This is a genomic window from Haliea salexigens DSM 19537, assembly GCF_000423125.1.
GTDB classification, from domain to species: Bacteria; Pseudomonadota; Gammaproteobacteria; order Pseudomonadales; family Halieaceae; genus Haliea; species Haliea salexigens.
In genome coordinates this window covers 333,099-359,477 of record NZ_AUHJ01000001.1, presented here as the reverse complement: position 1 = coordinate 359,477, position 26,379 = coordinate 333,099, and the positions used below count along the sequence as shown (strand labels likewise).

The window sequence follows — 26,379 nt, the reverse complement described above, 5'->3', positions numbered from 1 at the left end:
AATCAGGACGTAGATAGTTATGACAACAGAATCTCTGCCGGTACTTGCCATTCTGGGCGGCACTGGCGATCTGGGTACGGGTTTGGCACGGCGCTGGGCGCAGGCAGGCTATCGGGTCATCATCGGCTCGCGGACAGAAGAGAAAGCCGAACAGGCTGCCGGCGATCTGCGCGAGGTCATGGCGGCGCGGGGTGTGTCGGTCGCAGTGGAGTCGATGGAGAACCTGGCGGCAGCAGAGGCCGCCGACATCGTCGCGATCACAGTCCCTTTCAGCCACCAGAAGAGCACGCTGGAGCTGGTCGCGCCGGCACTGCAAGGCAAGATCCTGATCGATGTCACCGTGCCCCTGGTGCCGCCGCGCGTTGCCCGTGTGCAGTTGCCACCGGAGGGCAGTGCCGGACAGATTGCCCAGGACCTGCTGGGTGAGACTGTGGATGTTGTGTCGGCGTTCCAGAACGTCGCCGCCGCGCATTTGCAGGATGAAGGTGCCGTGGACTGCGATGTGCTGGTGTGTGGCAACAAGAAAGAAGCCCGCGCCGCCGTTATCACGCTGGTGGAAGCGGCCGGTCTGCGTGGTTTCCACGCCGGCATGATCGCCAACGCCGCTGCGGCCGAGGCGCTGACCTCGGTATTGATCACCATCAACAAGCAGTACAGCTGCCATGCCGGTATTCGGATTTCCGGCCTGGACAGCCATGGATGAGTGCACGGCTTGAACTGATTCCCCTGGAGGGCTTTCCCGAAGTCGCGCCGGGGGATGACCTCGCCACACTGATTCACGCCAGCCTGGAGCACAACGGTTTGCAACTGCAGGCCGGTGATGTGCTGGTGCTGGCGCAGAAAATCGTTTCCAAGGCCGAAAACCGCTACCGCCGCCTGGCCGAGGTTGAGCCGGGCGAGCGCGCGTGCGAGCTTGCGCGGCAGGCGGACAAGGACCCCCGCCTGGTAGAACTCATCCTGCGCGAGTCCCGCGAGGTTTTGCGGGTGCGCAAGGGGGTGATTATCGTCGAGCACCGCGAAGGCTATGTTCACGCCAACGCCGGCATCGACCGCTCCAATATCCAGAACGATAGCGCTGACCCGCGCGTGCTGCTGCTCCCGCAGGACTGCAATGCGTCCGCTGCGCGGTTGCGTGAGGCCCTCGGTGCTCGCTGCGGCATCGCGCCGCAGATTATTATCAACGACAGTTCGGGCAGGGCCTGGCGGGTGGGGACTGTGGGCCTGGCGCTGGGTTGTGCGGGGCTCGACCCGCTGTTCAACCAGATAGGTGATTGCGATCGTTTTGGTAACCGTCTGGAAGTGACGGAGCCCGCCGTGGCCGATGAGTTGGCCGCCGCGGCCTCTCTTGTACAGGGGCAGGCAGCCGAGGGCCTGCCCGTTGTGCTGGCCCGCGGTGCGCGGTTGCGGCCTGCTACGGGCGACGCCCGCGCACTGTTGCGGCCTCGCGAACAGGACATGTTCCGGTGACGCCGCTGGCAGGGCAGGTGTTGGCGCTCTCCGGCGGTGTGGGCGGAGCGAAACTGTGCCTCGGCCTGAACGATTGCCTGCCTCCCGGGCAACTGCACATCGCCTGCAATACGGGCGACGATTTCCAGCACCTGGGGCTGACTATCTGCCCGGACATCGACACCGTGCTTTACACATTGTCCGGGCGCAGTGACACCGCCCAGGGCTGGGGACTTGCGGGAGAGACCTGGCACGTGCTGCAGGCGCTGGAGGGCCTGGAGGGCGACACCTGGTTTCGGCTGGGCGATCGCGACCTGGCAACGCACCTCTGGCGAGCCGGCCAGCTGTCGGCTGGTGTTTCCCTTTCGGCGGTCACCGCAGAGCTTGCGCGGCGGCTGGGCGTGGCGGCGAACGTCTATCCCATGAGCGACGACCCGGTGCCAACCCAGGTGCAGACGGACGAGGGCGAGCTGGCATTCCAGGCGTACTTTGTGCGCGAGCAGTGCCGCCCGCAGGTCAGGGGCTTCCGCTTTCAGGGCGTGGATCAGGCCCGTCTGCAACCGGAGCTCAAGGCGCTCTGCACGGGAGAGAGTCTGGCCGGGGTGATTATTTGTCCTTCCAATCCTTTTGTGAGCATCGACCCCATGCTGCAGCTGGACAATTTCTGGCAGTCCCTGCGAGAGTGTGCGGTCAAAGTGGTCGCAGTGGCACCTATTGTCGCCGGTCAGGCACTGAAGGGGCCTGCGGCAAAGATGTTGGCGGAACTCGGTCTGCCGGTGACAGCGCTGGGCGTGGCAGAACATTACGCGCGGCACTATCCCGGGCTGGTCACCACGTTTGTGCTGGATCACAGTGACGCTACACTGGCGCCAGAGATTGCGGCGCTCGGAATGGAGGTGCAGGTGAGATCAACGATCATGCGGGAGCGCGCGGCAAAGCAGGCGCTGGCGAACGACTGTCTGGAGCTGCTGTGACCACACCGGTGCACGTGGTTCTGCCGTTGAAGCGCCTGGACACGGCGAAGAGCCGTCTCGCTGAGACGTTGGCATCGGTACAGCGTCGCGACCTGGTGCTGGCGATGGCGGGTGACGTGCTGGCCGTTCTGGCGGCACACCCTGCGGTGGCCTCGATTACCGTGATCTCCGATGAACCGGAAGCAGCGACGCTGGTGACGGTGAACAAGGCGCGACTGTGGTCGGAGTCCGGCTTGCTGGCGGCCGCCGCTGGCTCCGCGGCAGGCGGCGCAATGGCATCTTTCCCCCTGCAGGCACTGAACCAGGTGCTCACCGCCGCCTGTCAGCGCTTACGTTCGGAATTGCAGGACCCCGATGCCCTGTTGATGGTCATGCACGCCGACCTGCCATTTCTGGGCGCTGCCGACCTCGACGCGGCACTGGCGCGCCCTGAAGCTGCCAGTGGCCTGCTTGTCGGCAGCGACGAAGCTGGTACCGGCACCAACCTGATGTTGTTCAAGGCCCGGCTAGCGCCGCAGTTTGCGTTCGGTACCGGCTCCTGCGCGCTGCACCTGGGCTGGGCACGCGCTCAGCAGCTAGCGGCGGGGGCGTTGCTGCGCGCCGGCCTGGCACGTGACATCGATACCCCCGTGGATATTGAACGCCTGTGCGCCTCGACTACTGCCGAGCTGGGTGCACACACCCGCGGCTGGCTGGCGCAATACGCCTCGGCGCGTCTCCGTAGCAGTGCAGAGGGCGGTGCTGCGGCGCGCGTCGGTCTGGCCGCCTTGCGCGCCGATCTGATGACCGGCGCGCTCCCCTCTGAAGCGGACTGCCTGTCGCTGGCTGAATGTACTGACACCCCCGACCTCGTGGCGCTGGCGGGTGAGCTGCGCGATCGCGGGCACGGGCATGTGGTGACCTACTCGCGCAAGGTCTTCGTGCCGCTCACGCGACTGTGCCGGGACGTCTGCCATTACTGCACCTTCGCGACGACACCGAAGCAGGTTGCCTCACCCTATCTCAGCGTGGATGAGGTTCTGGCACTGTGCCGGGAGGGCGCTGCCCAGGGTTGCCAGGAGGCGTTGCTGACCCTGGGTGAGAAGCCCGAACTGCGCTACCGCGCCGCGCGTGAGGCGCTTGCTGAAATGGGCTTTGCCACCACGCTGGAATACGTGGCCCATGTGGCCGGGCGCATTCTGGACGAAACCGGCCTGTTGCCACATATCAATGCGGGCTGCATGACCGCAGAGGAAATCGCGGCGCTGCGCCCCGTCAGCGCCTCTATGGGCATCATGCTGGAGTCCGCTTCCGAGCGTCTGTGTGCGAAGGGGATGCCGCACTACGGTTCCCCGGACAAGTTACCCGCGGAACGTCTGCGCACCCTGCAATTGGCCGGTGAGGCTGCCGTGCCTTTTACCTCCGGTATTCTGATTGGCATCGGTGAAACGCGCCGTGAACGCATCGAGTCCCTGCTTGCGCTGCGCCGCGTGCACGAGCAGTACGGTCACCTGCAGGAGGTGATCGTCCAGAATTTCCGTGCCAAACCCGGCACCCTCATGGCCCGTGCGCCAGAGCCCGACCTTGAAGACCTGCTCTGGACCCTGGCGGTGGCGCGCATTATTTTCGGCGCCAGCATGAACCTGCAGGCGCCGCCCAACTTAAGCCCCGGCGTGTTGCCGCAGTTGCTCGCGGCCGGCATTAATGATTGGGGTGGCGTCTCACCGGTCACGCCGGACCACGTCAATCCGGAAGCGCCCTGGCCACACCTTGAGCACCTCGCGCGGGAAACCGCGGCGGCAGGCAAGTTTCTGGAACAGCGGCTCACCATCTATCCCGCGTATGTGCAGCAGCCGGAACAGTGGTTGGACCCGGCGCTGCGAACCCCGGTGCTCAGGCAGCAGGATGCAGGCGGGTTTGCGCGGCGCGATGGCTGGGTGCCCGGTGAAGAGGCGCCGCTGCCAGCGGTTGAGGCAGAGTTGCTGTCGGCGCCGCAGAGTGCCTTTGCGGTGTCATCCGAGCTGCGCGCGGTGGTGGAACGTTGCGAGCGCGCGGAGCCGCTCGGTGAGGCCGATGTGGTGCGGCTGTTTGCGGCGCGGGGCGCGGAGTTCCGTTTTGTGGTGGATGCCGCCGATCGCCTGCGCCGCGCGCGCTGTGGTGATGACGTGAGCTATGTCATCAACCGCAACATCAACTACACCAACGTCTGCTATTTCAAGTGCCAGTTCTGCGCCTTTTCCAAAGGCAAGCACACGGAAGAGCTGCGCGGCCGGCCCTATGATATCAGCGCCCCGGAGATCGCCCGGCGCTGCCGCGAGGCGTGGGCGCGAGGTGCCACCGAAGTGTGCATGCAGGGGGGCATTCACCCGGCCTACACCGGCCAGACGTATCTGGACATTCTGGCCACGGTGCGCGCCGCCACGCCTGATATGCATATTCATGCATTCTCCCCGCTGGAGGTGTGGCAGGGGGCGGCGACCCTGGGCCTGACCCTGGCGGATTACCTGCGCCAGCTGAAGGCGGCGGGCCTCGGTACTCTACCGGGCACTGCGGCGGAAATCCTCGACGACGATGTGCGTGCCACCCTCTGCCCGGACAAGCTGAACACGGCGCAGTGGCTGGAGGTGATGGAGACGGCCCACAGCCTCGGGTTTCGTACCACAGCCACCATCATGTACGGCCATATAGAACAACCGCAGCACTGGGCGCGCCACCTGTTGCAGCTACGCGCTGTACAGGCCCGTACGGGAGGGTTTACCGAACTGGTGCCGCTACCGTTTGTGCACATGGAAGCCCCTATGTACCTGCGTGGCAAGGCCCGCCGCGGTCCTACCTTCCGCGAGGCGGTGCTGATGCATGCGGTGTCGCGGCTGGTGCTGAACGGCTTCATCGACAACATTCAGACGTCCTGGGTGAAAATGGGCGAGGCGGGGGTGGACGTGTGCCTGAATGCCGGCGCTAACGACCTTGGCGGCACGCTGATGAACGAGAGCATTACCCGCGCTGCCGGCGCTGCGCACGGACAGGAGTGGGCACCGGATGTCATGGAGGCGCGGATTCACGCACTGGGTCGCAATCCCCGCTTGCGCACCACGCTTTACGGGGATGCAGCCGCCGAGCGGCGCACCGTGGCCAACCGGGCGATTCCCCTGGTGCCCATAGAGAACGCCGATGCAGGCAAGCACGCCCGGGATAAACGGCTCTTGCCGCACGTCGATGTCCCCGCCGCTATGCCGCCGGAGCAGGTGGTGATGATGGCGGCCTGCAACTGAGCCGTGTCTGCTTCGATACAGCTTGAAGCGAGCTGGCTGAAGCACCTGGCGCCTGAGTTCGAAAAGCCCTATATGCGGGAACTCAGGGCGTTTCTGGGTGCGGAGAAAGCCGCCGGTGTGCAGGTCTTTCCCCCCGGCGCCGAAATCTTCAACGCTTTTGCCCACACCCCGCTGGAGCGTACCCGGGTCGTTATTCTTGGGCAGGACCCGTATCACGGCCCCGGTCAGGCCCACGGCCTGTGCTTCTCTGTGCGACCGGGCGTTGCCACGCCGCCATCTCTGCAGAATATCTTCAAGGAGATCGAGCGTGACCTCGGCATCGTGCGGCCGGCGCACGGTAGCCTCACCCGCTGGGCCGATCAGGGTGTGCTGCTGCTGAACAGCGTACTGACGGTCGCGGCAGGCCGCGCGGCCTCACACCAGGGCAAGGGATGGGAGCAGTTCACTGATCGGGTGGTGGAGCTGGTCAACCGCGAGCGTAGCGGCGTTGTCTTCATGCTGTGGGGCAGCTACGCCCAGCGCAAGGGCGCCGCGATAGACCGCGAGCGTCATTGTGTGCTCACGGCCCCACACCCCTCACCGCTGAGCGCGTACCGCGGCTTTATTGGCTGTGGGCATTTCAGTGCAGCGAATGCGTGGTTGGCGGCACACGGCCAGCCACCCGTCGACTGGCAGCTTCCGCCTCAACCAAACGGTACCGAATAGGGTAGCGTCAGCACCTGCAGCGGGACGCTGGCTTCGGGGGCCGTGTAGAGGCCGTCTTCGGCGGCTGTTGCGGTTGTTGTCACCAGCACCAGGCGCTCTTCGTCGCTCGCCAGTGCCGTATTGATCACGGCACCCGCTGCCTGGTCCTGGCCGGCCCGGTACACGGGGGCACCCGCCTGCAGATTGGCGTCGGCGGGGAGAGTCATCAGCAGCATGCGACGTTTGGCCTTGCCCTTGTAGTGCATGCGCGCGATCACTTCCTGTCCGGGGTAGCAGCCCTTGCGGAAGTTGATGTGCCCGCAGAGGTCGTAGTTCAGCTGTTGTGGCAGGAACTCGCCGCTGGTGGTTGCCTGCAGTCGCGCAATGCCCTGACGCAGGTTCGCGGCTTGCCACTTTTCTTCGTCCGGCTGTGACGTGCTTTGCGTCATGAGCGCTTCAGCAAGGGCCCCCTCTGCCGCCACGCGCACCCAGAGTTCAAGCGCCTGCGGGTCGGTAGTCGGTCGCAGCAACAGGGTTCCGGGCGCTGCCGTCCAGTCCAGAGCGTCTTCAGGGATTTCGGCGACGTGCTCGCGCAGGGCTGCCTGCCAGTTCTCCCCCTGAAGCCCCAACAGCTGCCAGTCCTCCGTGGCATCGCGCAGCGTGACTTTGGAAAATACGGCAAACCGACCGAGGCTCTCCAGCGTGCGCGCAAGAATATCCCGCTGCAGTCGCAACAGTAGGGTGTCGGCGGTGACCGCGAGGGCGATAAAGTCGGCGAGCACGCGTCCCTGCGGATTGCAAAAGCTGCCGTAGCACGCCCGGCCGGTGTTGAGCTGGCGAATATCACAGCTGGCCTGATTGTGCAGGAAGTTCACGGCATCGGGTCCGCTCACCTCCAGTAGTGCTTCCGATTGCAGCCGGGTCAGGGACAGCCCTGCGGCGCTGCTGTGGGTGTTCTGCTTGTCTGACACGGTACCTACTGCGCCTCCTGTGCGATGGAAAACGGCCACGGCTTAGCCTTGCGTGACGGCGACACGCTATAATAGCGGTTTTTGATGTTTGCGTACTGCATGGGGGCTGTCATGCTCGACACGGAAGAACACAATCGCATGCGCTGGGCCAGTCGGCGCGGCATGCTGGAGCTTGACCTGGTGCTGGAGCCCTTCGTCAACCAGTGCTACCCCCAGCTCGATGCCATCGACCGCGAGCGCTACCGGCAACTGATGCTCTGCGAGGATCAGGAGTTGTTCGGCTGGTTCCTGAGCAGGGAAATGCCCGACGACCCGGAGTTGGCCGCTATTGTCCGCAGCATACTCACCTTTACTCGTCCTGACCTGGACTGACCGACGCCCACGTCCCGCCTGGTGCCTGCTGTGCCTGTGCCTGCTGCTGGCCATTGCCGAAGTGGCCGCACGCGGTTACGGCCTGTACGCGGTGCTGGCATTGCCGCTGTGGGTGGGCGTTGCGCGCGCAGGAATGCCCGCCGCCAGTTACCACTGGCAGCTGGAAATTCAGGGCAGCCAGTGCTGGCTGAGCAGCACGCCGCGCGGTGCGCTGGCGCCGATTGCCATCACCGCTCACAGCGTGTTGCTGTCGCGCGTTTGTGTGCTGCAGTGGATACCTTTGGGCAGCCAGCGACGCCAGAGCCTCTGGCTCTGGGCGGCGGATTTCAGCGATGCTGACTACCGCGCACTGCGCCGCTGGTGGCTGGTGCAAGGTCGCCGCTAGCGAATGAAGCTCGCCAGGTCGTCCTTGAACCGGGCCATGGACGGCGGGTGCAGGTACATCATGTGGCCCGCCTCGTAGTAGGCCTCGGTGATGTTGTTGCGCAGTGTGTCGGGCAGGTCGATATGTTGCAGAAAGTGTCGTGTGGCACCCAGCGGCGTGGCGAGGTCGTAGTAGCCCTGTTGCACCAGCACGCGCATATGGGGGTTCTGGGTCATGGCGTAGGCCAGGTCGACCGCAGTATTGCCCACGGGTTGCGTGCCCACTGGGCCCGGGTGGGTGTGTTCCTGCTTCCAGTCCCGCCACAGGCCCGCGGAAGTCACATAGGCCATGTCGGTTTTGACCCCGACAACTTCACGGTAGTAGTCGTTGAAGGTGGCGACGAAGGCAGGGCCCACCGCGGGAAAGAAGGGATCGTAGGAAAAATCTTCCGCCACGTGGTTGATGGCATCGCCGACGAAGCGGGAATCAATGCGCCCCACGGTCTTGCGTTTGGCGCGCAGCAATTCCTTGGCAAAGCGCGCCTCGTCGATGCGCAGGTTGGCCCGCTCCCAGTAGTCGGCGCTGATGCCGGTGAATCGCTGCAGGCCCTGCAACACGTTCTGCCGTGCAGACGCACTGGCGGCGTGCCCCTGCAGCAGCAGCGGTGCATACTCCTCCATGGCGAAGCGCTCCGCTTCCGCCACCATTTCCTCCAGGGTCTCGGGGCGGTACTCGCTGACGCCGTGGTACCAGGCTGTCGCCGCATACGTGGAGAGGTAGTTGACGTAGGGCAGATCGTTCGGTGTGCCCGCATTGCCGGCTACGTAGTCCATGTAGGGTGACACCAGCACGACACCGTCGAGCGCAATGCTGTGGCGGCTGAGCAGGTCCCAGGCGACGCCGCCGCTGCGTATGCCGCCGTAGCTTTCGCCGAGCAGGTACTTGGGTGAAGTCCAGCGGCCGTTCGCGGTGACATAGCGCGCGATGAAGTCGGATACTGTGTGGATGTCGTTGCTCACCCCCCAGAAGTCTTCACTCTTGCCTTTGCCGACCGCCCGCGAAAACCCGGTGCCGACGGGGTCGATCATGACCAGGTCGGCCCGGTCGAGAATGCTGTACTCATTATTGGCATAGCGAAAGGGCCCCTGCGTGGTGAAGGCCGTGTCTTCCACCACGGTGCGCTGGGGGCCCAGTATGCCCATGTGCAGCCACATGGATGCGGAGCCCGGCCCGCCGTTGTAGGCAAACAGCAGCGGCCGGGCGCGGGAATCCGCGCCCTCTTGCACATAGGCAGTGTAGCCGTAATGCGCAATCACTTCCCCGTCATCGTTTTTCATTTCCAGGGTGCCGGCGGTTGCCCGGTAGTCGATGTTCTTGCCGTCAATACGCACCCGCCCGCGGCTTTCTGCATGCAGGGGTTCCGGAATTGCGGCGGCCTCGGGTGGTGCGCTCGCGGTGTTTTCGTCCGCCGTCACTGCCTGCGGCAGCAGTATGGCGCCGAGGCACAGGGGCAGGAGCAGGGCAATACGGTTGATGAACAGCAGTTTCATGGGGCGTTCCCTTCCAATGTGGCGCGGGGATTGTAGCAATTCCCGTGCGCGCCGGCATGTCGTAGTGCGTGCCGGCGACCGCAGCGTGGCGTTGCGGCGTGCCGCGGTAGCGGGTTTGCGTATTTGTGCCGCCGCGGTGGATCCCGGTCGCACAGTGGCAACACGGTGGTCAGTCGTGCCCTAATGCTCGTGTTCTTCGACCTGAGGCGATTTGTATGAGCACGCGTAACCCGATCCGTTATACCACTCGACTGCTGGCGGCTGTTTTGCTGCTCGGTGTTTGCTCGGTGACTGCGGCGGCGAAAAAGCCCAATATTCTGGTGATCTGGGGAGACGACATCGGCTGGTCGAACCTCAGCGCCTACCACCAGGGTATGCTTGGCGGGAGCACGCCAAATATTGATCGCATTGCTCAGCAGGGTGCGCGCTTCACAGACTACTATGGTGAGCAGAGCTGCACCGCCGGGCGCTCGGCATTTATCACCGGGCAGCATCCCCTGCGCACCGGCCTCCTTAAGGTGGGCATGCCGGGGGCGGAGATCGGTTTGCAGGCGGAGGACCCGACGATTGCGGAGTTGCTCAAGCCCCACGGCTATGCAACCGGGCAGTTTGGCAAGAACCACCTGGGTGACAAGGATGAATACCTGCCGAGCAATCATGGCTTCGACGAGTTCCTCGGCAATCTGTACCACCTGAATGCGGAGGAAGAACCCGAAACGTATTTTTATCCAAAAGACCCGGAATTCCGCAAGCGCTTCGCCCCGCGCGGCGTTATTCGCTCCTACGCGGACGGACGCATTGAGGATACGGGGCCTCTGAATCGCAAACGCATGGAGACGGTCGACCAGGAGTTTACCGATGCGGCCCTGGATTTCATGACCAGGGCCCAACGCGACGACAAACCGTTCTTCGTCTGGTTCAACGCTACCCGCATGCATAACTGGACCCGCCTGGCGCCGCAATGGGACGGCGCGTCGGGCTACGGCCTGTACGCCGATGGCCTTATGGAGCACGATAATCACGTCGGCCAGCTGTTGGACAAACTGGATGCGATGGGTATCGCCGACGATACCATCGTGATTTACTCGACGGACAACGGGGCGCAAACCAACACCTATCCCGATGGTGGCGTGGAGCCATTTCGCGGCGAAAAGGGCTCGACCTGGGAGGGTGGCTTCCGCGTTCCGGCGATGATCCGCTGGCCCGGCGTAGTCGCCCCCGGCACCGTCATCAACGACGTCTTCTCTCACCTGGACTGGTTGCCCACGCTGCTTGCGGCGGCGGGTGAGCCGGGTATCAAGCAGAAGTTGCTTGGCGGGCACCGCGTCGGTGGCCGGGAATTCAAGGTGTACCTCGATGGCTACGACCAGACCGAACTGCTGGCGGGTGAGGGGCCGGGGAAACGCGACACCCTGTTCTACTTCGATGACAACGCCAATTTCAATGCGCTGCGCTGGGGCGACTGGAAGGTGCATTTCGCCTGGGCGATGCAGGGTTGGACCGGCCCGCGGGAGGCACTGAACTTCCCGCGTATCATTAACCTGCGCAGCGATCCTTACGAAACCTCGATCGACTCGGGTTTGTATTCGCGCTTCTTTGCCGACCAGCTGTGGCTGTTTGTGCCGGTACAGCAGGAGGTCGGCAAGTGGCTGGCAACATTCCGCGAGTTTCCGCCGCGCCAGCCGACAGCGAGCTTCACCATTGACCGCATCATGCAACAGATGCAGCAAATGCAGCAGATGCGCGCTGCAGCCGCGCAGGCGGCTGGGGGTCCCTAGGGCCTTCCCGGGGCCGCTAGTGCAGCAAGGCCTCACAGATGTCCGCAAACGTGCGCGCCTGGGTGTGGTCCTGGTAGTCCACATGCAGGCGCCGCGCGATCTGTCGCGCATCGAGCAGTCCGCGCAGGCTGATGCCATCGTTGGCGATCACCATCAGGTAATCCTGACCGAGCTGCTGCATCGTTTGCAGGATCCTGCCAACGCTCGCGTGTAGAACCTGGTCGTGGCGCACACCCTGTAGCGTTGAGCACGGGGTCATGACATCGCCGACCGTGAGGTCCTGCCGCACCTTGCCGCTGGCGACTGCAATCTGCATCAGGCGCGATGACACCAGATCCCGGCGCGTGATGATGCCTTTGAACTGCTCATCCATGTTAATGACCAACTTCAGGCTGGCGTGCTCACGCTCGAGGAGCATGAGCGCTTCAGCGACACCGGTGTTGCTTTCCAATAGCGGCGGGGCGTTGTAGTCAAAGTCCAGCAGCGCCTTGCTGGCGGGGCTGGATAGCTGCAGGTCGCGCGGCAGCTCGGGCTGGTGAATACGCTTGACGTCGGTCAGCGGCAGTGTGTGCAGGGCTTTGAAAGCGTCCATTGAACTTCTCCTTGGGCACACGCGAGGCGTGCGTCCTGTCGTATAAGAAAAAACGTGACGGTGGAGGTTCAGCGGGCAGGTGGTGCTCTGGGGTTGTGCGGTGGATAGGGCTGTGCGGTTGCGAGACGGCGTCGTTCACCGATGGCGGCGACGTGGCGAAGGGGTGTGGCAGTTACCGCTGACGCGCCCGGTGCTGCCGCTGCTTCACTGTTGTTGTCCTCGGCGATCGGGTTTTCTGCCGTATCAACACTGTCGGCAAAGCCGCTGGCGAGGTCGTCGTGGGCACCAAGCGGGAGCGAAGCAGTACCCAGAAGACAGGCGAGTAGCAATGCGGGTGCCAATCCGAATCGCCAAAGTCCTGTCACCCTGCGTATGCTCTTCATTGCGTGAGCCTCTTGCCTGTTGTGGAAGATACACCCACAGGCAGGCCCCTGGTCAACTGCTTTCCGGCAATATTACAGTCCGTGCCCGGGCCTGACACCGCCGCCAGGTTCAGTCGATATGTGCCGCCAGGAAATCCAACAGCGCCTGGTAGAGCGTTTTTCTCCCGGCTTCGTCAAACACGCCATGGCCAGAGCGGCCGAAGCTGAGGTAAACGGGCTTGTTCCCCGCCAGGGTAAGCTGTTCCGCCATTTTTTCCGCGTTGATCACCGGCACCCGCGTGTCCTGTTCACCATGAATGATCAGGACCTTCGCGGAAATCTTGGCGGCATGATTTACGGGTGAATAGGCGCTCAGCTGGGCGTCGTCGGTGCCCAGCGCTCTTTTCAGGTAGGCCAGTCCGCCGAAGGAATCTGTCGTATCGCTCTCTGAAAAGGCATAGTGCAGGTTGTACACCCCGATGTAGCCGATAACGCACTGGAACATGTCCGGTGCACGGACCGCGGACATCATGGCCGCATAGCCACCGTAGCTGGCGCCGTAGACACAGCCTCTGTCCGGATTCAGTGAGAACCTGTCGACCGCCTCTGTAGTGCCCTGGAGAATGTCATCAATCATGGCCCCGCCCCATTGGCGATAGCCGAGCTGCCGGAATGCGTCACCGTAGCCGTCGCTGCCGCGAAAGTTGACGCGCACAACGGCGTAGCCGCGATTCGCCAGCAGTTGCACTTCGCTGTTGAAGTTTGCGTAGTCGCGAACGTTATGTGGGCCTCCATGAACCATGGTGACAAACGGTAGCGTTTCACCGTCTTTGCGATCTTTTGGCAGCGTCACATAGCCGTGCACCTGTACCCCATCGTTTGTGGTGAATGCAAACGGTGTTGAGGGCGCGAGAGTGCGCGGGTCCAGCCACGATCGGTTCGCCCACAGGAATGATGCGCGTTTGCTCTGCGTATCGAACAGGTAGTATTCGCCGGGATTGGTGTCGCTCGAAACGTGCAGCAGGATACGTTTGCGGTCTTTGCTATGGCTTTCCAGAATAACTTTTTGCCCGTCGAAACTCGCTGCCAGCATGCGGTGCCAGCGCGCGGTGTCGCTGTCTCCTGGCGCATAGTGGTATTGGTGTCTCGCCGGGTAGGACACGCCCACCACCGGGCGCTCGAGCTGAGGGTCCCAGAGGAATTCCTGAATGTCGGTCTGCATGCCCTCGAAGAGCGTTGTCAGCGACCGCGTTTCAAGGTTGAATTCGACCATGGTGGTAAGCCGCGCAACCCCTGCGTTCGCCTGGAGAAAAACCCGTTTGCCATCGTTGCTCAAAGCCAGAGGCACATAGCCGCTGCCCAGCTCTTCCGAGAGATCCTGCCAGTCGCTGTCCCGATCGGTTCTGAAAGCGGCGCGAAAATGCGCGCTTTCATCCTGGTAGCGGACGAAATTGACTTCCCCCGTATCGGATGCCAGTGGCACGGCCACCCGATACGGTAGGGTCTCAAGCGTCTTCTTGTGGCCTTTATACACGTCCAGCAGAACAATGTTGGGGGGCCTTTCCCTGGTGGCGTAGTAGTAATTACCCCGGCGTTCCCAAGGGTACTCGGCAATGAGTATGCGTCGGTCGTCTTCGGGCAGATAGCTGATGATTTCCGCTGAAGCGATAGAGTCTTCACGCTTGTTCAGTCGCGAGGCCTTGAACGCCTGCCCTGCGCCATAGCCGAACAGAACCGTGTGCTGCGTGTTGTCATAGTTGATGGCGAAGAGCTCCCCCGTTGCCACGGGGTGGTCATATTTGATGTGTTCTTCAGCGTTTTGATACACAAGACGCTCGTCGTTGATCCACTCTACCGAATGGATCTCTTCGCCCGCTTTCGAAGTGACGCCGCCCACCACCTGCATGGTGTCGGTCTCAAGGACGAGGAACCCGACTTTGCCCTCGTTTCGCACGCGTGCGGCGATGTGTTTGCCATCCGGTGACAGCTTCATATCGAGGAAATCACCGTGGCGGGTAAAGTCTTCGAGGGGAAGCTGCTGTGCCGCCGCGGGGATGCAGCAGGCGCCCAATAGTACAAGCAGCAGGGCACTGATTTTCATAGACACTCCTGTGGTCTCGAAAATCGCAGGTTATGCGATTGGCTAACTTATTCTTATCCAGCGCACTGTGCAGACATCAGCGCCGTTCTTGATTTTCGCTTTGCGCAGGCGTGAGGACAGTGTCCCGCGCTTGCTCCAGTAGTTCGGGGTAGTCCAGTGTGTAGTGCAGGCCCCGGCTTTCCTTTCTCGCCTGTGCACAGCGGATCATCAGTTCCGCGACCATCGCCAGGTTGCGCAATTCGAGCAGGTCATTGCTGACCTTGTAGTTGCTGTAGTACTCGTTGATCTCGTCCTGCAGCAGCCGGATTCGATGCTCGGCGCGAGCCAGGCGTTTGTTGGTGCGCACGATGCCCACGTAATCCCACATGAAACGCCGCAGTTCGTCCCAGTTGTGTGAGATCACTACGTCCTCGTCGGAGTCCGTTACCTGGCTTTCGTCCCAGGGTGGGGCTGGTTGGGGAGGCGGGCATTGTGCAATGTTGGCGGCGATATCGTTGGCTGCTGACTCGGCGAAAACGATGCACTCGAGCAGCGAATTGCTGGCCATGCGGTTGGCGCCGTGCAGGCCGGTGCACGACGCCTCACCAATGACATAAAGGCCGCCTACATCACTGCGGCCCGCGGTGTTTACTACCACGCCGCCACAGGTGTAGTGGGCGGCTGGCACCACGGGAATCGGCTCGCGCGCGATGTCGATGCCCAGTTCCATGCAGCGCGTGCTGATAGTGGGGAAGTGCTCTTCGAGAAAGGCCCGGGGTTTGTGTGAAATATCGAGAAAAACACAGTCTACCCCCAGACGCTTCATTTCATGATCGATGGCGCGTGCCACGATATCCCGCGGCGCGAGCTCCGCTCTGGGGTCGAAGTTGTGCATGAACTGACTGCCGTCCGGCAGGCGCAATTTGCCGCCCTCACCGCGAATCGCTTCCGTAATCAGGAACGACTTGGCTTTCGGGTGGTACAGGCAGGTGGGGTGGAACTGGTTGAACTCCAGGTTGGCCACACGACAGCCCGCGCGCCAGGCCATGGCAATGCCGTCGCCGCTGGCACCGTCCGGGTTGCTGGTATAGAGATACGCCTTGCTGGCGCCGCCCGTTGCCAGCACCACGGCCCGGGCCTGGAACAGGTCCACCCGGTCGCGTTCACGGTCGAGTAGATACGCGCCCTCGCAGCGGCCTTCACGGGTAACCAGGTCGACCGCGACGCGGTGTGGGAAAACCTCGATGTTGTCTGCCGCAAGCACACGTTCGGTGAGAACCTCAGAAATTGCTCGACCGGTGCGATCGGCTGCGTGGATAATGCGCCTGTGACTGTGGCCTCCCTCCATGGCCAGGTGGAACTCGCTGCTGGCGCCGTGGCGCAGGTCGAAGTCGACACCCTGCTCAACCAGCCACTCTACACAGGCGCGACTGTTGCTCACGGTGAAGTGCACGGCCTCCGGGTTGCACAGTCCCGCACCGGCGACCAGTGTGTCGGCCACATGCGAGTCCACGGTGTCGGATGAATCCAGCACCGCCGCCATGCCACCCTGCGCCCAGTAGGTCGAGCCCTCGTTGAGATCGCCTTTGCAGATCAGGGCGATACGCAAATGCTGTGGCAGGCGCAAGGCGGCGCTGAGCCCGGCAGCGCCGCCACCAATGACAAGGACATCGTGTTGCAGGAAAATGGCGGACATGGCTGGGTGCTTGCTGCCTCAGGATGTGAAATATAGTATGTTGCTCAATAACTTACGTAACACAGCTTACAGCAGGTCACCGGGATGGCGAGTATAAACGAGGTATCCCGGAATAAGGAAATACACCATTGTGGAACTTTTTGGGCAACAGCCCCTCTTACTGGCATCGTGGCGTGAGTGTGATTGTACAGATTGTGGTCGCTACCGAGCCGCCGGTTCGCAGCAATGACATGCTGGTATTGAGCAGGAAAGGAGTCACGGAGTGACAGCGGCAGAGACCGACCAGCAACTCGTGGCGCGGGTGCAGAAGGGCGATTCACGGGCATTTGATGTGTTGGTACTGAAGTATCAGCACAAGATTTTCGGCCTGATCAGCCGCTATGTGCACGATGCGGATGAGGTACAGGATGTAGCGCAGGAGGCTTTCATCAAGGCCTACCGGGCACTGCCCAGGTTTCGTGGCGACAGTGCTTTCTACACGTGGCTGTATCGGATCGCGATCAATACGGCAAAGAATCACCTGGTAGCACGCTCCAGGCGCCCGCCAGGATCCGATGTCGAGATTGATGATGCGGAGTATTTTGAAGGCGGCGGCGCGCTGCGCGAGATTGAAACGCCGGAGAGTGCGCTGTTCGGTGAGGAGTTGAAACAGGTTGTTGACCGGGCGATTGCGGAATTGCCCGATGATTTGCGCACAGCGGTAACTTTGCGCGAGTTTGATGGTCTCAGTTATGAGGATATCGCGGAAGTCATGGATTGCCCGGTCGGTACCGTCCGCTCGCGGATATTCAGGGCCCGGGAAGCGATAGACAGGCAGGTGAAACAGCAGATCGACGGCGTGGCGTGAAGGTATCTGAGCGCACGCAGTATGAATCAGGACAACAGGCAGAGGATGTGGGTAATGACCGAGCAACTGCGTGAGTCTCTTTCGGCCTTGATGGACGACGAGGCAACGGAACTGGAGCTGCACCGGGTACTGGGCGAGCTCGAGAGTGATACGGCATTGCGCCAGACCTGGGTGCGCTATCAGCTGGCTCGCTCGGCCATGGCGGGCCAACCCGTGAGTCACGCGCGACTGGATATTTCCCGCAGTGTAAGCGCGGCCATTGCGGCCGAGACGGGCGCGAAAACCAGCCGCAGCAGCCTGCGCGAGCGCTGGGTGCGCCCACTGGCCAGCCTGGCGGTGGCGGCCTCGGTGACGGCGGTGGTCGTGCTCGGTGGCCAACAGTTGTATCAGGCGGGCAGCCTTGAGGGCCAGAGTGCGCCCGTGGCAGCCAGTGGCGTCTCCGCGGTGGGCTTCGTCAACAGTCTTGGCGCCGTGCCCATGCGTGCAAGCTATGGTGCGCAGGCCGTGCCCCAGCTGGAGCCAGCGGCGCGTACGGCCTATCGCGAACTGGCACGCCAACGCATGTATCAGTATATGCAGGAACATGCAGAGCACGCAGCGCTCAATTCCCCACAGGGGCTGATTCCCTTCGCACGCGTACCTCAGATAGAGGAGTAGGCCTGCGTGAAGTGCGTTGCGCGGCAGCTTGCTTCCAGTGTTGTTTGCGGCCTTATGCTGTGGGCTGGCGGTGTCGCCGCACAGGGCGCGGTCTGTAACGAAGCGGATGCCGAAGCCCTGCAGTGGCTGGCACGCATGGCAAAGAGTCGCTCTGAGGTCGCTTATCACGGCGTGGTGACGCTGCAGCGCGGCGACGACATGCAGGTCGTTCAGGTGGCCCGCTCGCTTGCCGATGGCTACTCCTCCGAGCACTTGACGCGCCTTACCGGGCAGGGGGCACAGGTCGTGCGCCCCCACCATCCCCTCAATTGCACGCATCCCGGCGAGCAGCTGCTGACCCTGGGTGACAGGGTAGACGCGGGCGACTGCGGCCTTGCCAGCTATTACCGGTTCAAGGTCAGCCCCGGCGAGCGTATCGCCGGGCGGCAGTCGGTGAAGCTGGAGATTCAACCACGCGATATGTACCGCTACGGTTTTCTGTTGGAGCTCGACCAGGACACCGCATTGATGTTGCGTGCCAGCACGCTCGGCCGGGGGGACAAGACCCTTGAGCGATTCCAGTTCGCGGATCTCAGCTACGGCGAGCCGCTTGCGCCGCGCCCGGGCATGGACACCGTACATCCCGCGGCGCACCCGCACCCCGATTATCCCGCCACTGGCGCCCGGCTGTCCGTTCCCTGGATTGTCAGTTGGCTACCCAGCGGCTTCACCGCCACAGACGCCGCCGATCCCGAGGGGCCGCGACGCACCTTCACCGATGGCCTGGCCGTGTTCTCCGTGTTTCTGGAGCAGTTGCCGCGGGAGCTGCGCCCCGGTGAAGGGCTGGCCCGTCTCGGCAGCTCGCTGTCCTATACCCGTGGTATGCATCTGGCCGACCAGCCGGTGCTGGTGACGGTGATCGGCGAAGTGCCCGTGAACACGGCGCGGATGGTGGCCGACTCCATCCGGGTGGCGCGCTGAATGTTGACTGAGAGCGGCAGAGTAGTGGCGCTGGAAGCCGACAGCCTGTGGGTGGAAACAATCCGCCGCAGCACCTGCGGGGCCTGTGCCGCGCAGAAAGGCTGCGGCCACGGCTTGCTCAACCGAATCCGTGACGGTCAGCGCGGCCTGGTGCGCGTGCTGCCTGGTGAGTTCCGGTTGTCGGACTATCGCATCAATGACGAGGTTCAGATCGGGGTTCCCGATGATGTGATCGTGCGCGGTTCGTTGATTGTCTACATGCTGCCGCTGTTCACCCTGTTGGGCGGTGCGGCGCTGGCCTCCCACTGGTTCCCTGCCGTGTCGGACCTGGCTGCAGCTGTGGGCATGTTGGTCGGTTTCGCCGCCGGGCTGCTGCTGGTTCGTTGGCATGCCTGGCGGCACCGCGACGATCGCCGCCTGCAACCGGTGCTGGCCGGCGCCCCGGTGCGCAGCAGTTCGCCTGCCCAGGCACTGCACCTTCACTGAAAACCGTTTTTTCCAGACCAAGGATTTACCGCATGATTTCCAGTAAAACCCTGTCGACCGTGTTGTTTTTAGGCATTGCCCTGGTGGCGCCCGGATTGTCCGCCCAGTCGCTGCCAGACTTCAGCAATATCGTGGATTCCGGCTCTCCCGCGGTGGTGAAGATCATCGTCGAGCACCCCGCCGGCCGCGCGGCGAGCGGGCAGCCGGATATGGAGCAGATTCCCGAGTATCTGCGGCGCTTTTTCGAATACCGCGGCGAGGCGCCTCCCCAGCGCCAGCGGATGTCCATGGGCTCCGGCTTCGTCATTTCTGAAGATGGTTTTATCGTCACCAACAACCACGTCGTGGATGGAGCCGACAGTGTGCTGGTGCGCATGATTGATCGCCGTGAGTTCGAGGCGGAAGTGGTAGGCACCGACCCCCGCTCCGACCTGGCCCTGCTGCGCGTGGCGGCCGATGGCCTGCCTTTCCTGCGCCTGGAGACGGGCGACGCGCTGAAGGTCGGCGAGTGGGTGTTGGCCATCGGCTCACCCTTCGGCCTGGATTACTCGGTGACTGCCGGTATTGTTAGCGCCATGGGGCGCAGCCTGCCCACCGAGGAAGGCGAGAACTATGTACCCTTCATACAAACTGATGTCGCGATCAACCCGGGCAACTCCGGCGGCCCCCTGTTCAACCTCAAGGGGGAAGTGGTCGGGGTCAACTCGCAGATATTCACGCGCAGCGGCGGCTCCATCGGCCTGTCCTTTGCCATACCGGCGAGTGTGGTCCGCAACGTGGTGGCCCAGTTGCAGGAGCAGGGCCGGGTAACGCGCGGCTGGCTCGGTGTCACCATTCAGGACGTGGACAAGACGCTGGCCGAGTCCTTCGGTCTCGACCGGCCCCAGGGTGCGCTGGTGGCGCAGCTTGCCGAGGGTGGCCCGGCGGCTAAATCGGGCCTGCAGCCCGGCGACGTGATCCTGCGTTTTGACGGCAAGGATATTTCCACCTCCGCCGACCTGCCCCACGTCGTGGGCCTGGTGACGCCCGGTGACAAAGTGTCGGTAGAGGTGATGCGAGACCGCAAGCGCAAGACCCTGCGGGTGACCGTCGGCGGGCTGGATGCCGATGACAGCTTTGCCCTGAGCAATGAACGCGGCGGCGACGCCGGAGTGGGTCGCCTCGGCCTGCTGGTGGACGATGCGAGCCCGGAAGCGCTGGAGCGTCTGGGCCTCTCTGGCGGCGTTGTGGTGCGTCAGGTAGCGCCCGACTCGGTGGCGTCGGATGCCGGTGTTGTGCCCGGTGACGTCATCACCATGCTCGGCTCCACTGCGGTCAAGGATGTGGACAGTTTCGAGCGCGCCGAAAAGCGGCTGTCCGCCGGCGATTCCGTGCCGCTGCGCCTGATCCGTCGCGGCTCGCCGCTGTTTATCGGGCTCAAGCTGCGCGATTAGGCGGCGGCCTGCGCGGCCCCGTGCCGTTGGCGTTTGGGCTAACGGCATGGCGGCAGGCAGGGCATTGGGTTACAATCGCGCGTCTTTTCGCCAGCACCCAATGACCCTGACCGAGCAACGTGAGTGAGTGATCTCAGCCACATCCGCAATTTCTCCATCATTGCCCATATCGACCACGGCAAATCCACCCTTGCAGATCGCTTCATCCAGCACTGCGGTGGGCTCAGCGCCCGGGAGATGAATGCCCAGGTGCTCGACTCAATGGACATTGAGCGCGAGCGCGGCATTACCATCAAGGCGCAGAGCGTGACCCTGAACTACACGGCGCGCGACGGCCAGATCTACCAGCTCAATTTTATCGACACGCCGGGGCACGTAGATTTTTCCTACGAAGTGTCCCGCTCTCTCTCGGCCTGCGAGGGCGCCCTGCTGGTGGTCGACGCCGGGCAGGGGGTGGAGGCGCAGTCGGTTGCCAATTGCTACACCGCTATCGAGCAGGGCCTCGAAGTACTGCCCATCCTCAACAAGATGGACCTGCCCCAGGCGGACCCGGACAAGGTGCGCAAGGAAATCGAGGAGATCATCGGCATTGATGCCACTGAGGCCTGCCTGGTCAGTGCGAAATCGGGCATGGGTATCGAGGATGCGCTGGAATACCTGGTGGAGAATATCCCCCCGCCGGAAGGGGACCGCGAGGCCCCGTTGCAGGCGCTGATCATCGATTCCTGGTTCGACAACTACCTCGGCGTGGTTTCACTGGTGCGGGTGAAGCAGGGCGTGCTGCGCAAACGCGACAAGATCATGCCCAAATCGACCCGCAAAGTGCACCAGGTCGACGGCGTGGGCATATTTACGCCCAAGCGCCTGGAGACCGGCATCCTGCAGGCCGGAGAGGTGGGCTTCGTGGTTGCGGGCATCAAGGAAATCCAGGGCGCGCCCGTCGGGGATACCCTGGTCAACGCCCAGCACCCGGATGTTGCAGCCCTGCCCGGCTTCAAAAAGATCAAGCCGCAGGTGTACGCGGGTATTTTCACCATTTCCTCCGACGACTACGAGGATTTCCGCGACGCGCTGGCCAAGCTCACGCTGAACGATGCCTCGCTGTTTTACGAGCCGGAGACGTCTGATGCGCTTGGCTTCGGCTTCCGCTGTGGCTTCCTCGGCATGCTGCACATGGAAATTATCCAGGAGCGGCTGGAGCGCGAGTACGACCTCGACCTGATTACTACTGCACCGACCGTGATCTACGAGGTGGTCAAGAAGAACGGTGACATCGTGCAGGTGGACAATCCGTCCCGCCTGCCGGAAGTGGGCGACATCCAGGAAATGCGCGAGCCCATTGCGCGCTGCAATATCCTGGTGCCGCAGGACTACCTCGGCAACGTCATCACACTCTGCGTCGAGAAGCGCGGCACGCAAAAGGACATGCTGTTCCTCGGCACCCAGGTGTCGGTGGTGTACGACATCCCCATGGCCGAGGTTGTGCTGGACTTCTTTGACCGGCTGAAGTCCGTGAGCAGAGGTTACGCCTCGCTCGACTACAGCTTTGACCGTTTTGAGACAGCGAGCCTGTCGCGCCTGGATGTGATGATCAACGGTGAGCGTGTCGATGCACTGGCCATTATCGTCCATCACGACCACGTCCAGCACCGGGGGCGTGTGTTGACCGAGAAAATGAAAGAACTCATCCCTCGGCAGATGTTCGACGTGGCCATTCAGGCCGCCGTGGGCGGCAAAATCGTCGCCCGGCAGACGGTGAAGGCGCTGCGCAAGAATGTCACCGCCAAGTGCTACGGCGGCGATGCCAGCCGCAAGAAAAAGCTGCTGGAAAAACAGAAGGCGGGCAAGAAGCGCATGAAACAGGTGGGTAATGTAGAAATACCGCAGTCAGCGTTCCTGGCTGTGCTCAAGGTGGACGGATAACACGATGACCATAGATTTCCCCCTGATTCTGGTGATTCTGGTGTTTGGCAGTGGCACCATCTGGTTGCTGGATGCACTCCTGTTTGCGCCCAAGCGCCGCCAGCGACGCGACGCGCTGCGCAGCAAATTTCCGGCCTGGGAGCAGGAGGGGAGTCGCGACGCTTTGGCCTATGACGCGCAGGTCGTCAGCACAGCGGCCGAGCCGGCACTGGTGGAATACTCGCGTTCGTTCTTCCCCGTATTGTTCGTGGTATTTGTGTTGCGTTCCTTTATCGTGGAGCCGTTCCAGATTCCGTCTTCCTCCATGGTGCCCACGCTTGAAGTGGGCGACTACATCCTGGTGAATAAATTCACTTACGGCCTGCGCCTGCCGGTCGTGCGCACCAAGGTGGTGGACCTGAATGAACCACAGCGTGGCGATGTCATGGTGTTTTTTCCGCCACACATGAATGACACCTATTACATCAAGCGCGTGATTGGCCTGCCCGGTGATACGGTCAGCTATCGCAACAAGCGCCTCTCGGTGAACGGAGAGCCGGTTGCCACGGAAGATCTCGCGGTGCTGCCCGGAGCGGGAGCGCGCTATCAGGTCAGCATGGAGTCTCTGGGCGGCGAGCCGCATCTCATGCAGGCAGACCAGCTGCGCCCGGCGCGCGACTTCAGCGTCGTGGTGAAGCCGGGGCACTACTTCATGATGGGCGATAACCGTGACAACAGCAGCGACAGCCGGGTATGGGGTCAGGTGCCGGAACGGGATATAGTAGGCAAGGCCTTTGCGATCTGGATGCACTGGGATTCGCTGTTCAGTATTCCCAGCTTCAGTCGTGTCGGGTCCATCCAATAAGTCAGCCAGTTCGCGGGGTGAGGGTATGAAATTGCGCCACAGACAATCAGGAATGTCTTTTCTGGGAATGCTTACCGTCGCCATCATGGTCGGCTTCTTCGCCATGTGCGGGCTGAAGATGGGCCCCAGCTATTTCGAATACATGACGATCAAGGATGTGGTAACGCGGGTCGCCAACGAACATAATCCGGACGTCGACACCATCGCCGACATCCGGCGCAAGCTCGCCAACCTGTTCAACACCAACCAGATTTACGGCCTCAAGCCCAGCGAGATCGACGTATTTCGCAAAGATGGAAAAACCTGGATAGACGCAAATTACGAAGCGCGCATCCCCCTGTTTGGTCGTGTTGACGCCGTTATACGCTTTGATGACCTGGAATTTCAGGCGGGCGCCGGCGGCGCCTCCTGATGTTGCATGGATAAGCTGGCTCATCTGCAACGTCTGTTGGGTTATACCTTCAAGGATCCCGCGCTGTTGCAACTGGCCCTGACTCATCGCAGCGCGTCCGGTACCAACAATGAGCGCCTCGAGTTTCTCGGCGATTCGATCCTCAACCACGTGATTGCTGAAGCACTGTTCCAGCGCCTGCCCAAAGCCCGGGAAGGTGACCTCAGCCGTTTGCGCGCGAGCCTGGTAAAAGGCGACACCCTGGCCGAGATCGGCCGCGAGCTGCAGCTGGGTGAGTACCTGCGTCTGGGGCAGGGTGAGCGCAAAAGTGGCGGTCACCAGCGCGGGTCCATCATTGCCGATGTGCTGGAGGCTGTGACCGGCGCGATTTTGCTCGACGCGGGCGTAGACGCCTGCCGTGAATGCCTGCTGCGCTGGTTTGACAGTCGCTTGCAGGGCCTGCAACCCGGCACGGTGCGCAAGGATCACAAGACGCGGTTGCAGGAGTTCCTGCAGGGACGGGGCATGGCGTTGCCGGCGTACGAACTGGTGGCTGTTAAGGGCGAAGACCACAATCAGCAGTTCCATATTCAGTGTGTGCTGCCGGCCCCCGCTGGCGCTTTTCCCGGCAGCGGCAGCAGCCGTCGCAAGGCAGAGCAGGCCGCCGCCCAAGCTGCGCTGGAGGCGCTGTCCAATGTCTGAGACCACCGAGGGAAACCTGCGTTGCGGCTATGTCGCCATTGTAGGGCGCCCCAATGTGGGTAAATCCACGCTGCTCAACCACCTGCTCGGCCAGAAGATCAGCATCACCTCGCGCAAACCGCAAACAACGCGCAACCAGGTGCTGGGTATCAAAACCGAAGACGATTGTCAGATTATTTTTGTCGACACGCCCGGCCTGCATCAGGTGGAAGCGAGAGCGATCAACCGCTACATGAATCGCGCGGCAAGCAGCGCCATTCGCGATGTCGATGTGATCGTCATGGTGATCGACCGCACCGCCTGGACGGAAGAGGACGAGTGGGTGCTGCAGCGTGTGCAGCAGGCCGGCCTGCCAACGTTGCTGGTGGTGAACAAGGTTGACCTGCTGGACAACAAGCAGGTGCTGTTGCCACACCTGCAGGGTTTAGCCGAAAAGATGCCCGAGGCGACAATTGTGCCGCTGTCAGCCCTGCGCGGGCAGAATCTCGAGGCTCTGGAGGGGGAGATTCGCCAGCGCCTGCCGCACTCGACGCATTTTTTCCCCGAGGACCAGATTACCGACCGCAGTCAGCGTTTCCTTGCGGCTGAAATGGTGCGTGAAAAAATCATGCGCCAACTCGGCGACGAACTGCCCTACGCGGTCGCTGTCGAAATTGAGGAGTTCAAGCAGGACGGCGCCATCCTCAACATATCGGCCCTGATCCTGGTTGAGCGCGACGGGCAGAAACGGATCCTGATCGGGGAGGGCGGTAGCCGCCTGCGCAGCATCGGCACCGAGGCGCGGCGCGACATGGAGCGCCTTTTTGACAGCAAGGTGATGTTGCGGCTGTGGGTGAAAGTGAAGTCCGGCTGGTCCGACGATGAGCGGGCGCTACGCAGTCTCGGCTACGACGATCGCTGACCGGTGCCTGTGGCGTCATGCGTGTCTCCCTCCAGCCAGCCTATCTCCTGCACAGCCGCCCTTACCGTGACAGCAGCCTGCTGCTGGACATGTTCACCGCGGAGCACGGGCGGGTGTCGTTGATTGGCCGCGGCGCACAGCGACGCAGCCGTGGTGGCTCGCAGGCCGCGCTGCTGCAGCCCTTCAGGCCGCTGTTGGTCAGTTTCGCCGGGCGCGCGGAACAGAAGCCGTTGCTGGCGGTAGAGGCCGCCGGTGCTTTGCCGGCATTGCGTGCCGAACGCCTGTTCAGCGGCCTTTACCTCAACGAGTTACTCGTCCGATTGCTGCAACGCCACGATCCACAACAACCGCTGTTTGCCCTCTACGGCGCTACGCTTGAATGTCTCGCCACCAAACCGGTGGTGGATGCCGACCTGCGGCGTTTCGAGTTCGGCCTGCTGGATGCACTGGGCTATGGCTTCGACCCCGCGCACGATGGCCACAGTGGTTTGCCGGTGGCGCAGAACGGATGGTATCAGTATCAGGCTGAATTCGGCCTGGTAGCGTGTGACACTGCGGCCGTGGCGTCGGGCGCGCGCTTTGCGGGAGGTGATTTGCTGGGTATAGCCGCAGGCCACTATGAAGGCGAGTATGGTGCGGCGGCAAAACGCCTGTTGCGCCAGGCGTTGGCCAGCCACTTGGGTGAGCGGCCGCTGCACAGCCGGGAACTGTTCCGCCAGTTTCGCAACGCGGGCCGCCAGCAATGATCGCCCTGGGCACGGATATCCTGGAAATCGAGCGCATTACCGCGGTGGTGGAACGTCTGGGCGAACGTTTTGTGCAGCGTATCCTCACGCCGGCGGAGCGGGCCGAGTATGCGGCGAGTCATCACGCTGTGCGTCTGCTGGCCAAGCGGTTTGCCGCCAAGGAAGCCGTCGCCAAGGCGCTGGGCACCGGTATCGGTCGGGGCGTGAGCTGGCAGGATATTGAGGTGCAGCACGACGCGTTCGGCGCGCCACGGGTTGTACTCTCTGGCGGTGCTGCCGAAGTGGCCAGGCACCGCGGCGGTACCACGGTGCTGCTGTCACTTGCCGATGAGCAGGCTTACGTGGTGGCGTTTGCCGCCCTGCAGTAGA

Annotated in this window: 26 protein-coding genes; 20 read left to right on the top strand and 6 right to left on the bottom strand. The window is 62.7% G+C overall.

All coding sequences use genetic code 11. From position 1 onward, the window contains the following. Positions 1-19 precede the first annotated feature (19 nt). From npdG to ung, 5 genes are read left to right on the top strand one after another with little or no spacing between them, the layout of a single operon-like run. The gene (gene npdG / locus G533_RS0101730) at positions 20-703 is read left to right on the top strand and encodes an NADPH-dependent F420 reductase (RefSeq protein ID WP_027948471.1); all 684 of its coding nucleotides are present in this window, start codon (positions 20-22) and stop codon (positions 701-703) included. Then, positions 700-1,467: a coenzyme F420-0:L-glutamate ligase gene (gene cofE / locus G533_RS0101725; RefSeq protein ID WP_027948470.1), complete on the top strand. Its 768-nt coding sequence runs from the start codon at positions 700-702 to the stop codon at positions 1,465-1,467. The genes npdG and cofE overlap by 4 nt, the downstream gene beginning before the upstream one ends. Beyond that, complete coding sequence (gene cofD, locus G533_RS0101720; protein WP_144079755.1) at positions 1,464-2,420, top strand: 2-phospho-L-lactate transferase; 957 nt, start codon at positions 1,464-1,466, stop codon at positions 2,418-2,420. Before cofE ends, cofD begins: the two co-directional genes overlap by 4 nt. After that, the gene (gene cofH / locus G533_RS20115) at positions 2,417-5,671 is read left to right on the top strand and encodes a 5-amino-6-(D-ribitylamino)uracil--L-tyrosine 4-hydroxyphenyl transferase CofH (RefSeq protein ID WP_240472339.1); all 3,255 of its coding nucleotides are present in this window, start codon (positions 2,417-2,419) and stop codon (positions 5,669-5,671) included. Before cofD ends, cofH begins: the two co-directional genes overlap by 4 nt. 3 nt (positions 5,672-5,674) lie before the next feature. Further along, a complete protein-coding gene (gene ung / locus G533_RS0101710) occupies positions 5,675-6,376 on the top strand; it encodes a uracil-DNA glycosylase (protein WP_035525882.1) in 702 nt (233 codons plus the stop codon). On the opposite strand, the gene ygfZ is transcribed toward ung, so the two are convergent. Further along, positions 6,355-7,326, bottom strand: a complete 972-nt coding sequence (ygfZ, locus tag G533_RS0101705; RefSeq protein ID WP_027948467.1) for a CAF17-like 4Fe-4S cluster assembly/insertion protein YgfZ — start codon at positions 7,324-7,326, stop codon at positions 6,355-6,357. The genes ung and ygfZ overlap by 22 nt on opposite strands. A gap of 111 nt (positions 7,327-7,437) precedes the next feature. On the opposite strand from ygfZ, the gene G533_RS0101700 reads away from it, so the two are divergent. Both G533_RS0101700 and G533_RS0101695 read left to right on the top strand, forming a co-directional pair. Next, positions 7,438-7,698, top strand: coding sequence for an FAD assembly factor SdhE (locus G533_RS0101700; RefSeq protein ID WP_027948466.1), 261 nt, complete (start codon positions 7,438-7,440; stop codon positions 7,696-7,698). Then, positions 7,655-8,083, top strand: a complete 429-nt coding sequence (locus tag G533_RS0101695) for a hypothetical protein (protein ID WP_144079754.1) — start codon at positions 7,655-7,657, stop codon at positions 8,081-8,083. The genes G533_RS0101700 and G533_RS0101695 overlap by 44 nt, the downstream gene beginning before the upstream one ends. Here the strand turns inward: G533_RS0101695 and G533_RS0101690 are convergent. Continuing rightward, complete coding sequence (locus tag G533_RS0101690) at positions 8,080-9,612, bottom strand: S10 family peptidase (RefSeq protein WP_084638736.1); 1,533 nt, start codon at positions 9,610-9,612, stop codon at positions 8,080-8,082. The genes G533_RS0101695 and G533_RS0101690 overlap by 4 nt on opposite strands. A gap of 215 nt (positions 9,613-9,827) precedes the next feature. Here G533_RS0101690 and G533_RS20110 point away from each other — a divergent pair, with 215 nt between their 5' ends. Then, positions 9,828-11,390 carry an arylsulfatase gene (locus G533_RS20110; RefSeq protein ID WP_051229869.1) on the top strand — a complete coding sequence of 521 codons (1,563 nt, stop codon included), beginning with the start codon at positions 9,828-9,830 and terminating at the stop codon, positions 11,388-11,390. 16 nt (positions 11,391-11,406) lie between these two features. Here the strand turns inward: G533_RS20110 and G533_RS0101680 are convergent, their stop codons facing one another. The 4 genes from G533_RS0101680 to nadB form a co-directional block, all read right to left on the bottom strand. Continuing rightward, on the bottom strand, positions 11,407-11,982 hold the full coding sequence (locus G533_RS0101680; RefSeq protein WP_027948463.1) for a CBS domain-containing protein: 576 nt from the start codon (positions 11,980-11,982) through the stop codon (positions 11,407-11,409). 68 nt (positions 11,983-12,050) lie between these two features. Next, on the bottom strand, positions 12,051-12,365 hold the full coding sequence (locus G533_RS24405; RefSeq protein WP_144079753.1) for a hypothetical protein: 315 nt from the start codon (positions 12,363-12,365) through the stop codon (positions 12,051-12,053). A gap of 109 nt (positions 12,366-12,474) precedes the next feature. Then, positions 12,475-14,445: an alpha/beta hydrolase family protein gene (locus G533_RS0101675; RefSeq protein ID WP_027948462.1), complete on the bottom strand. Its 1,971-nt coding sequence runs from the start codon at positions 14,443-14,445 to the stop codon at positions 12,475-12,477. 76 nt (positions 14,446-14,521) lie between these two features. Next, complete coding sequence (gene nadB, locus G533_RS0101670) at positions 14,522-16,120, bottom strand: L-aspartate oxidase (protein WP_027948461.1); 1,599 nt, start codon at positions 16,118-16,120, stop codon at positions 14,522-14,524. Positions 16,121-16,382: 262 nt separating this feature from the next. On the opposite strand from nadB, the gene rpoE reads away from it, so the two are divergent. The 12 genes from rpoE to acpS all read left to right on the top strand — a co-directional run bounded on the left by rpoE (position 16,383) and on the right by acpS (position 26,378). Continuing rightward, positions 16,383-16,967: an RNA polymerase sigma factor RpoE gene (gene rpoE, locus G533_RS0101660; RefSeq protein WP_027948460.1), complete on the top strand. Its 585-nt coding sequence runs from the start codon at positions 16,383-16,385 to the stop codon at positions 16,965-16,967. 54 nt (positions 16,968-17,021) lie between these two features. Further along, a complete protein-coding gene (locus G533_RS0101655) occupies positions 17,022-17,624 on the top strand; it encodes a sigma-E factor negative regulatory protein (protein WP_240472338.1) in 603 nt (200 codons plus the stop codon). A gap of 6 nt (positions 17,625-17,630) precedes the next feature. Next, entirely contained in the window at positions 17,631-18,584 is a 954-nt protein-coding gene (locus G533_RS20105) for a MucB/RseB C-terminal domain-containing protein (RefSeq protein ID WP_051229868.1), read from the top strand. Further along, positions 18,585-19,070 carry a SoxR reducing system RseC family protein gene (locus G533_RS0101645; RefSeq protein WP_027948458.1) on the top strand — a complete coding sequence of 162 codons (486 nt, stop codon included), beginning with the start codon at positions 18,585-18,587 and terminating at the stop codon, positions 19,068-19,070. 32 nt (positions 19,071-19,102) lie between these two features. Beyond that, positions 19,103-20,503, top strand: a complete 1,401-nt coding sequence (locus G533_RS0101640) for a Do family serine endopeptidase (RefSeq protein ID WP_027948457.1) — start codon at positions 19,103-19,105, stop codon at positions 20,501-20,503. A gap of 123 nt (positions 20,504-20,626) precedes the next feature. Continuing rightward, complete coding sequence (lepA, locus tag G533_RS0101635) at positions 20,627-22,426, top strand: translation elongation factor 4 (RefSeq protein ID WP_027948456.1); 1,800 nt, start codon at positions 20,627-20,629, stop codon at positions 22,424-22,426. 4 nt (positions 22,427-22,430) lie between these two features. Further along, positions 22,431-23,270, top strand: a complete 840-nt coding sequence (gene lepB, locus G533_RS0101630; protein WP_027948455.1) for a signal peptidase I — start codon at positions 22,431-22,433, stop codon at positions 23,268-23,270. 52 nt (positions 23,271-23,322) lie between these two features. Then, positions 23,323-23,682, top strand: a complete 360-nt coding sequence (locus G533_RS0101625) for a DUF4845 domain-containing protein (protein WP_035525879.1) — start codon at positions 23,323-23,325, stop codon at positions 23,680-23,682. A 6-nt stretch (positions 23,683-23,688) separates the two neighbouring features. After that, the gene (gene rnc, locus G533_RS0101620) at positions 23,689-24,363 is read left to right on the top strand and encodes a ribonuclease III (RefSeq protein WP_027948453.1); all 675 of its coding nucleotides are present in this window, start codon (positions 23,689-23,691) and stop codon (positions 24,361-24,363) included. Further along, a complete protein-coding gene (gene era, locus G533_RS0101615; protein ID WP_027948452.1) occupies positions 24,356-25,264 on the top strand; it encodes a GTPase Era in 909 nt (302 codons plus the stop codon). Before rnc ends, era begins: the two co-directional genes overlap by 8 nt. A 17-nt stretch (positions 25,265-25,281) precedes the next feature. Continuing rightward, positions 25,282-26,010: a DNA repair protein RecO gene (recO, locus tag G533_RS0101610; protein ID WP_027948451.1), complete on the top strand. Its 729-nt coding sequence runs from the start codon at positions 25,282-25,284 to the stop codon at positions 26,008-26,010. Continuing rightward, positions 26,007-26,378: a holo-ACP synthase gene (gene acpS, locus G533_RS0101605; protein WP_027948450.1), complete on the top strand. Its 372-nt coding sequence runs from the start codon at positions 26,007-26,009 to the stop codon at positions 26,376-26,378. The genes recO and acpS overlap by 4 nt, the downstream gene beginning before the upstream one ends. Position 26,379 lies beyond the last annotated feature (1 nt).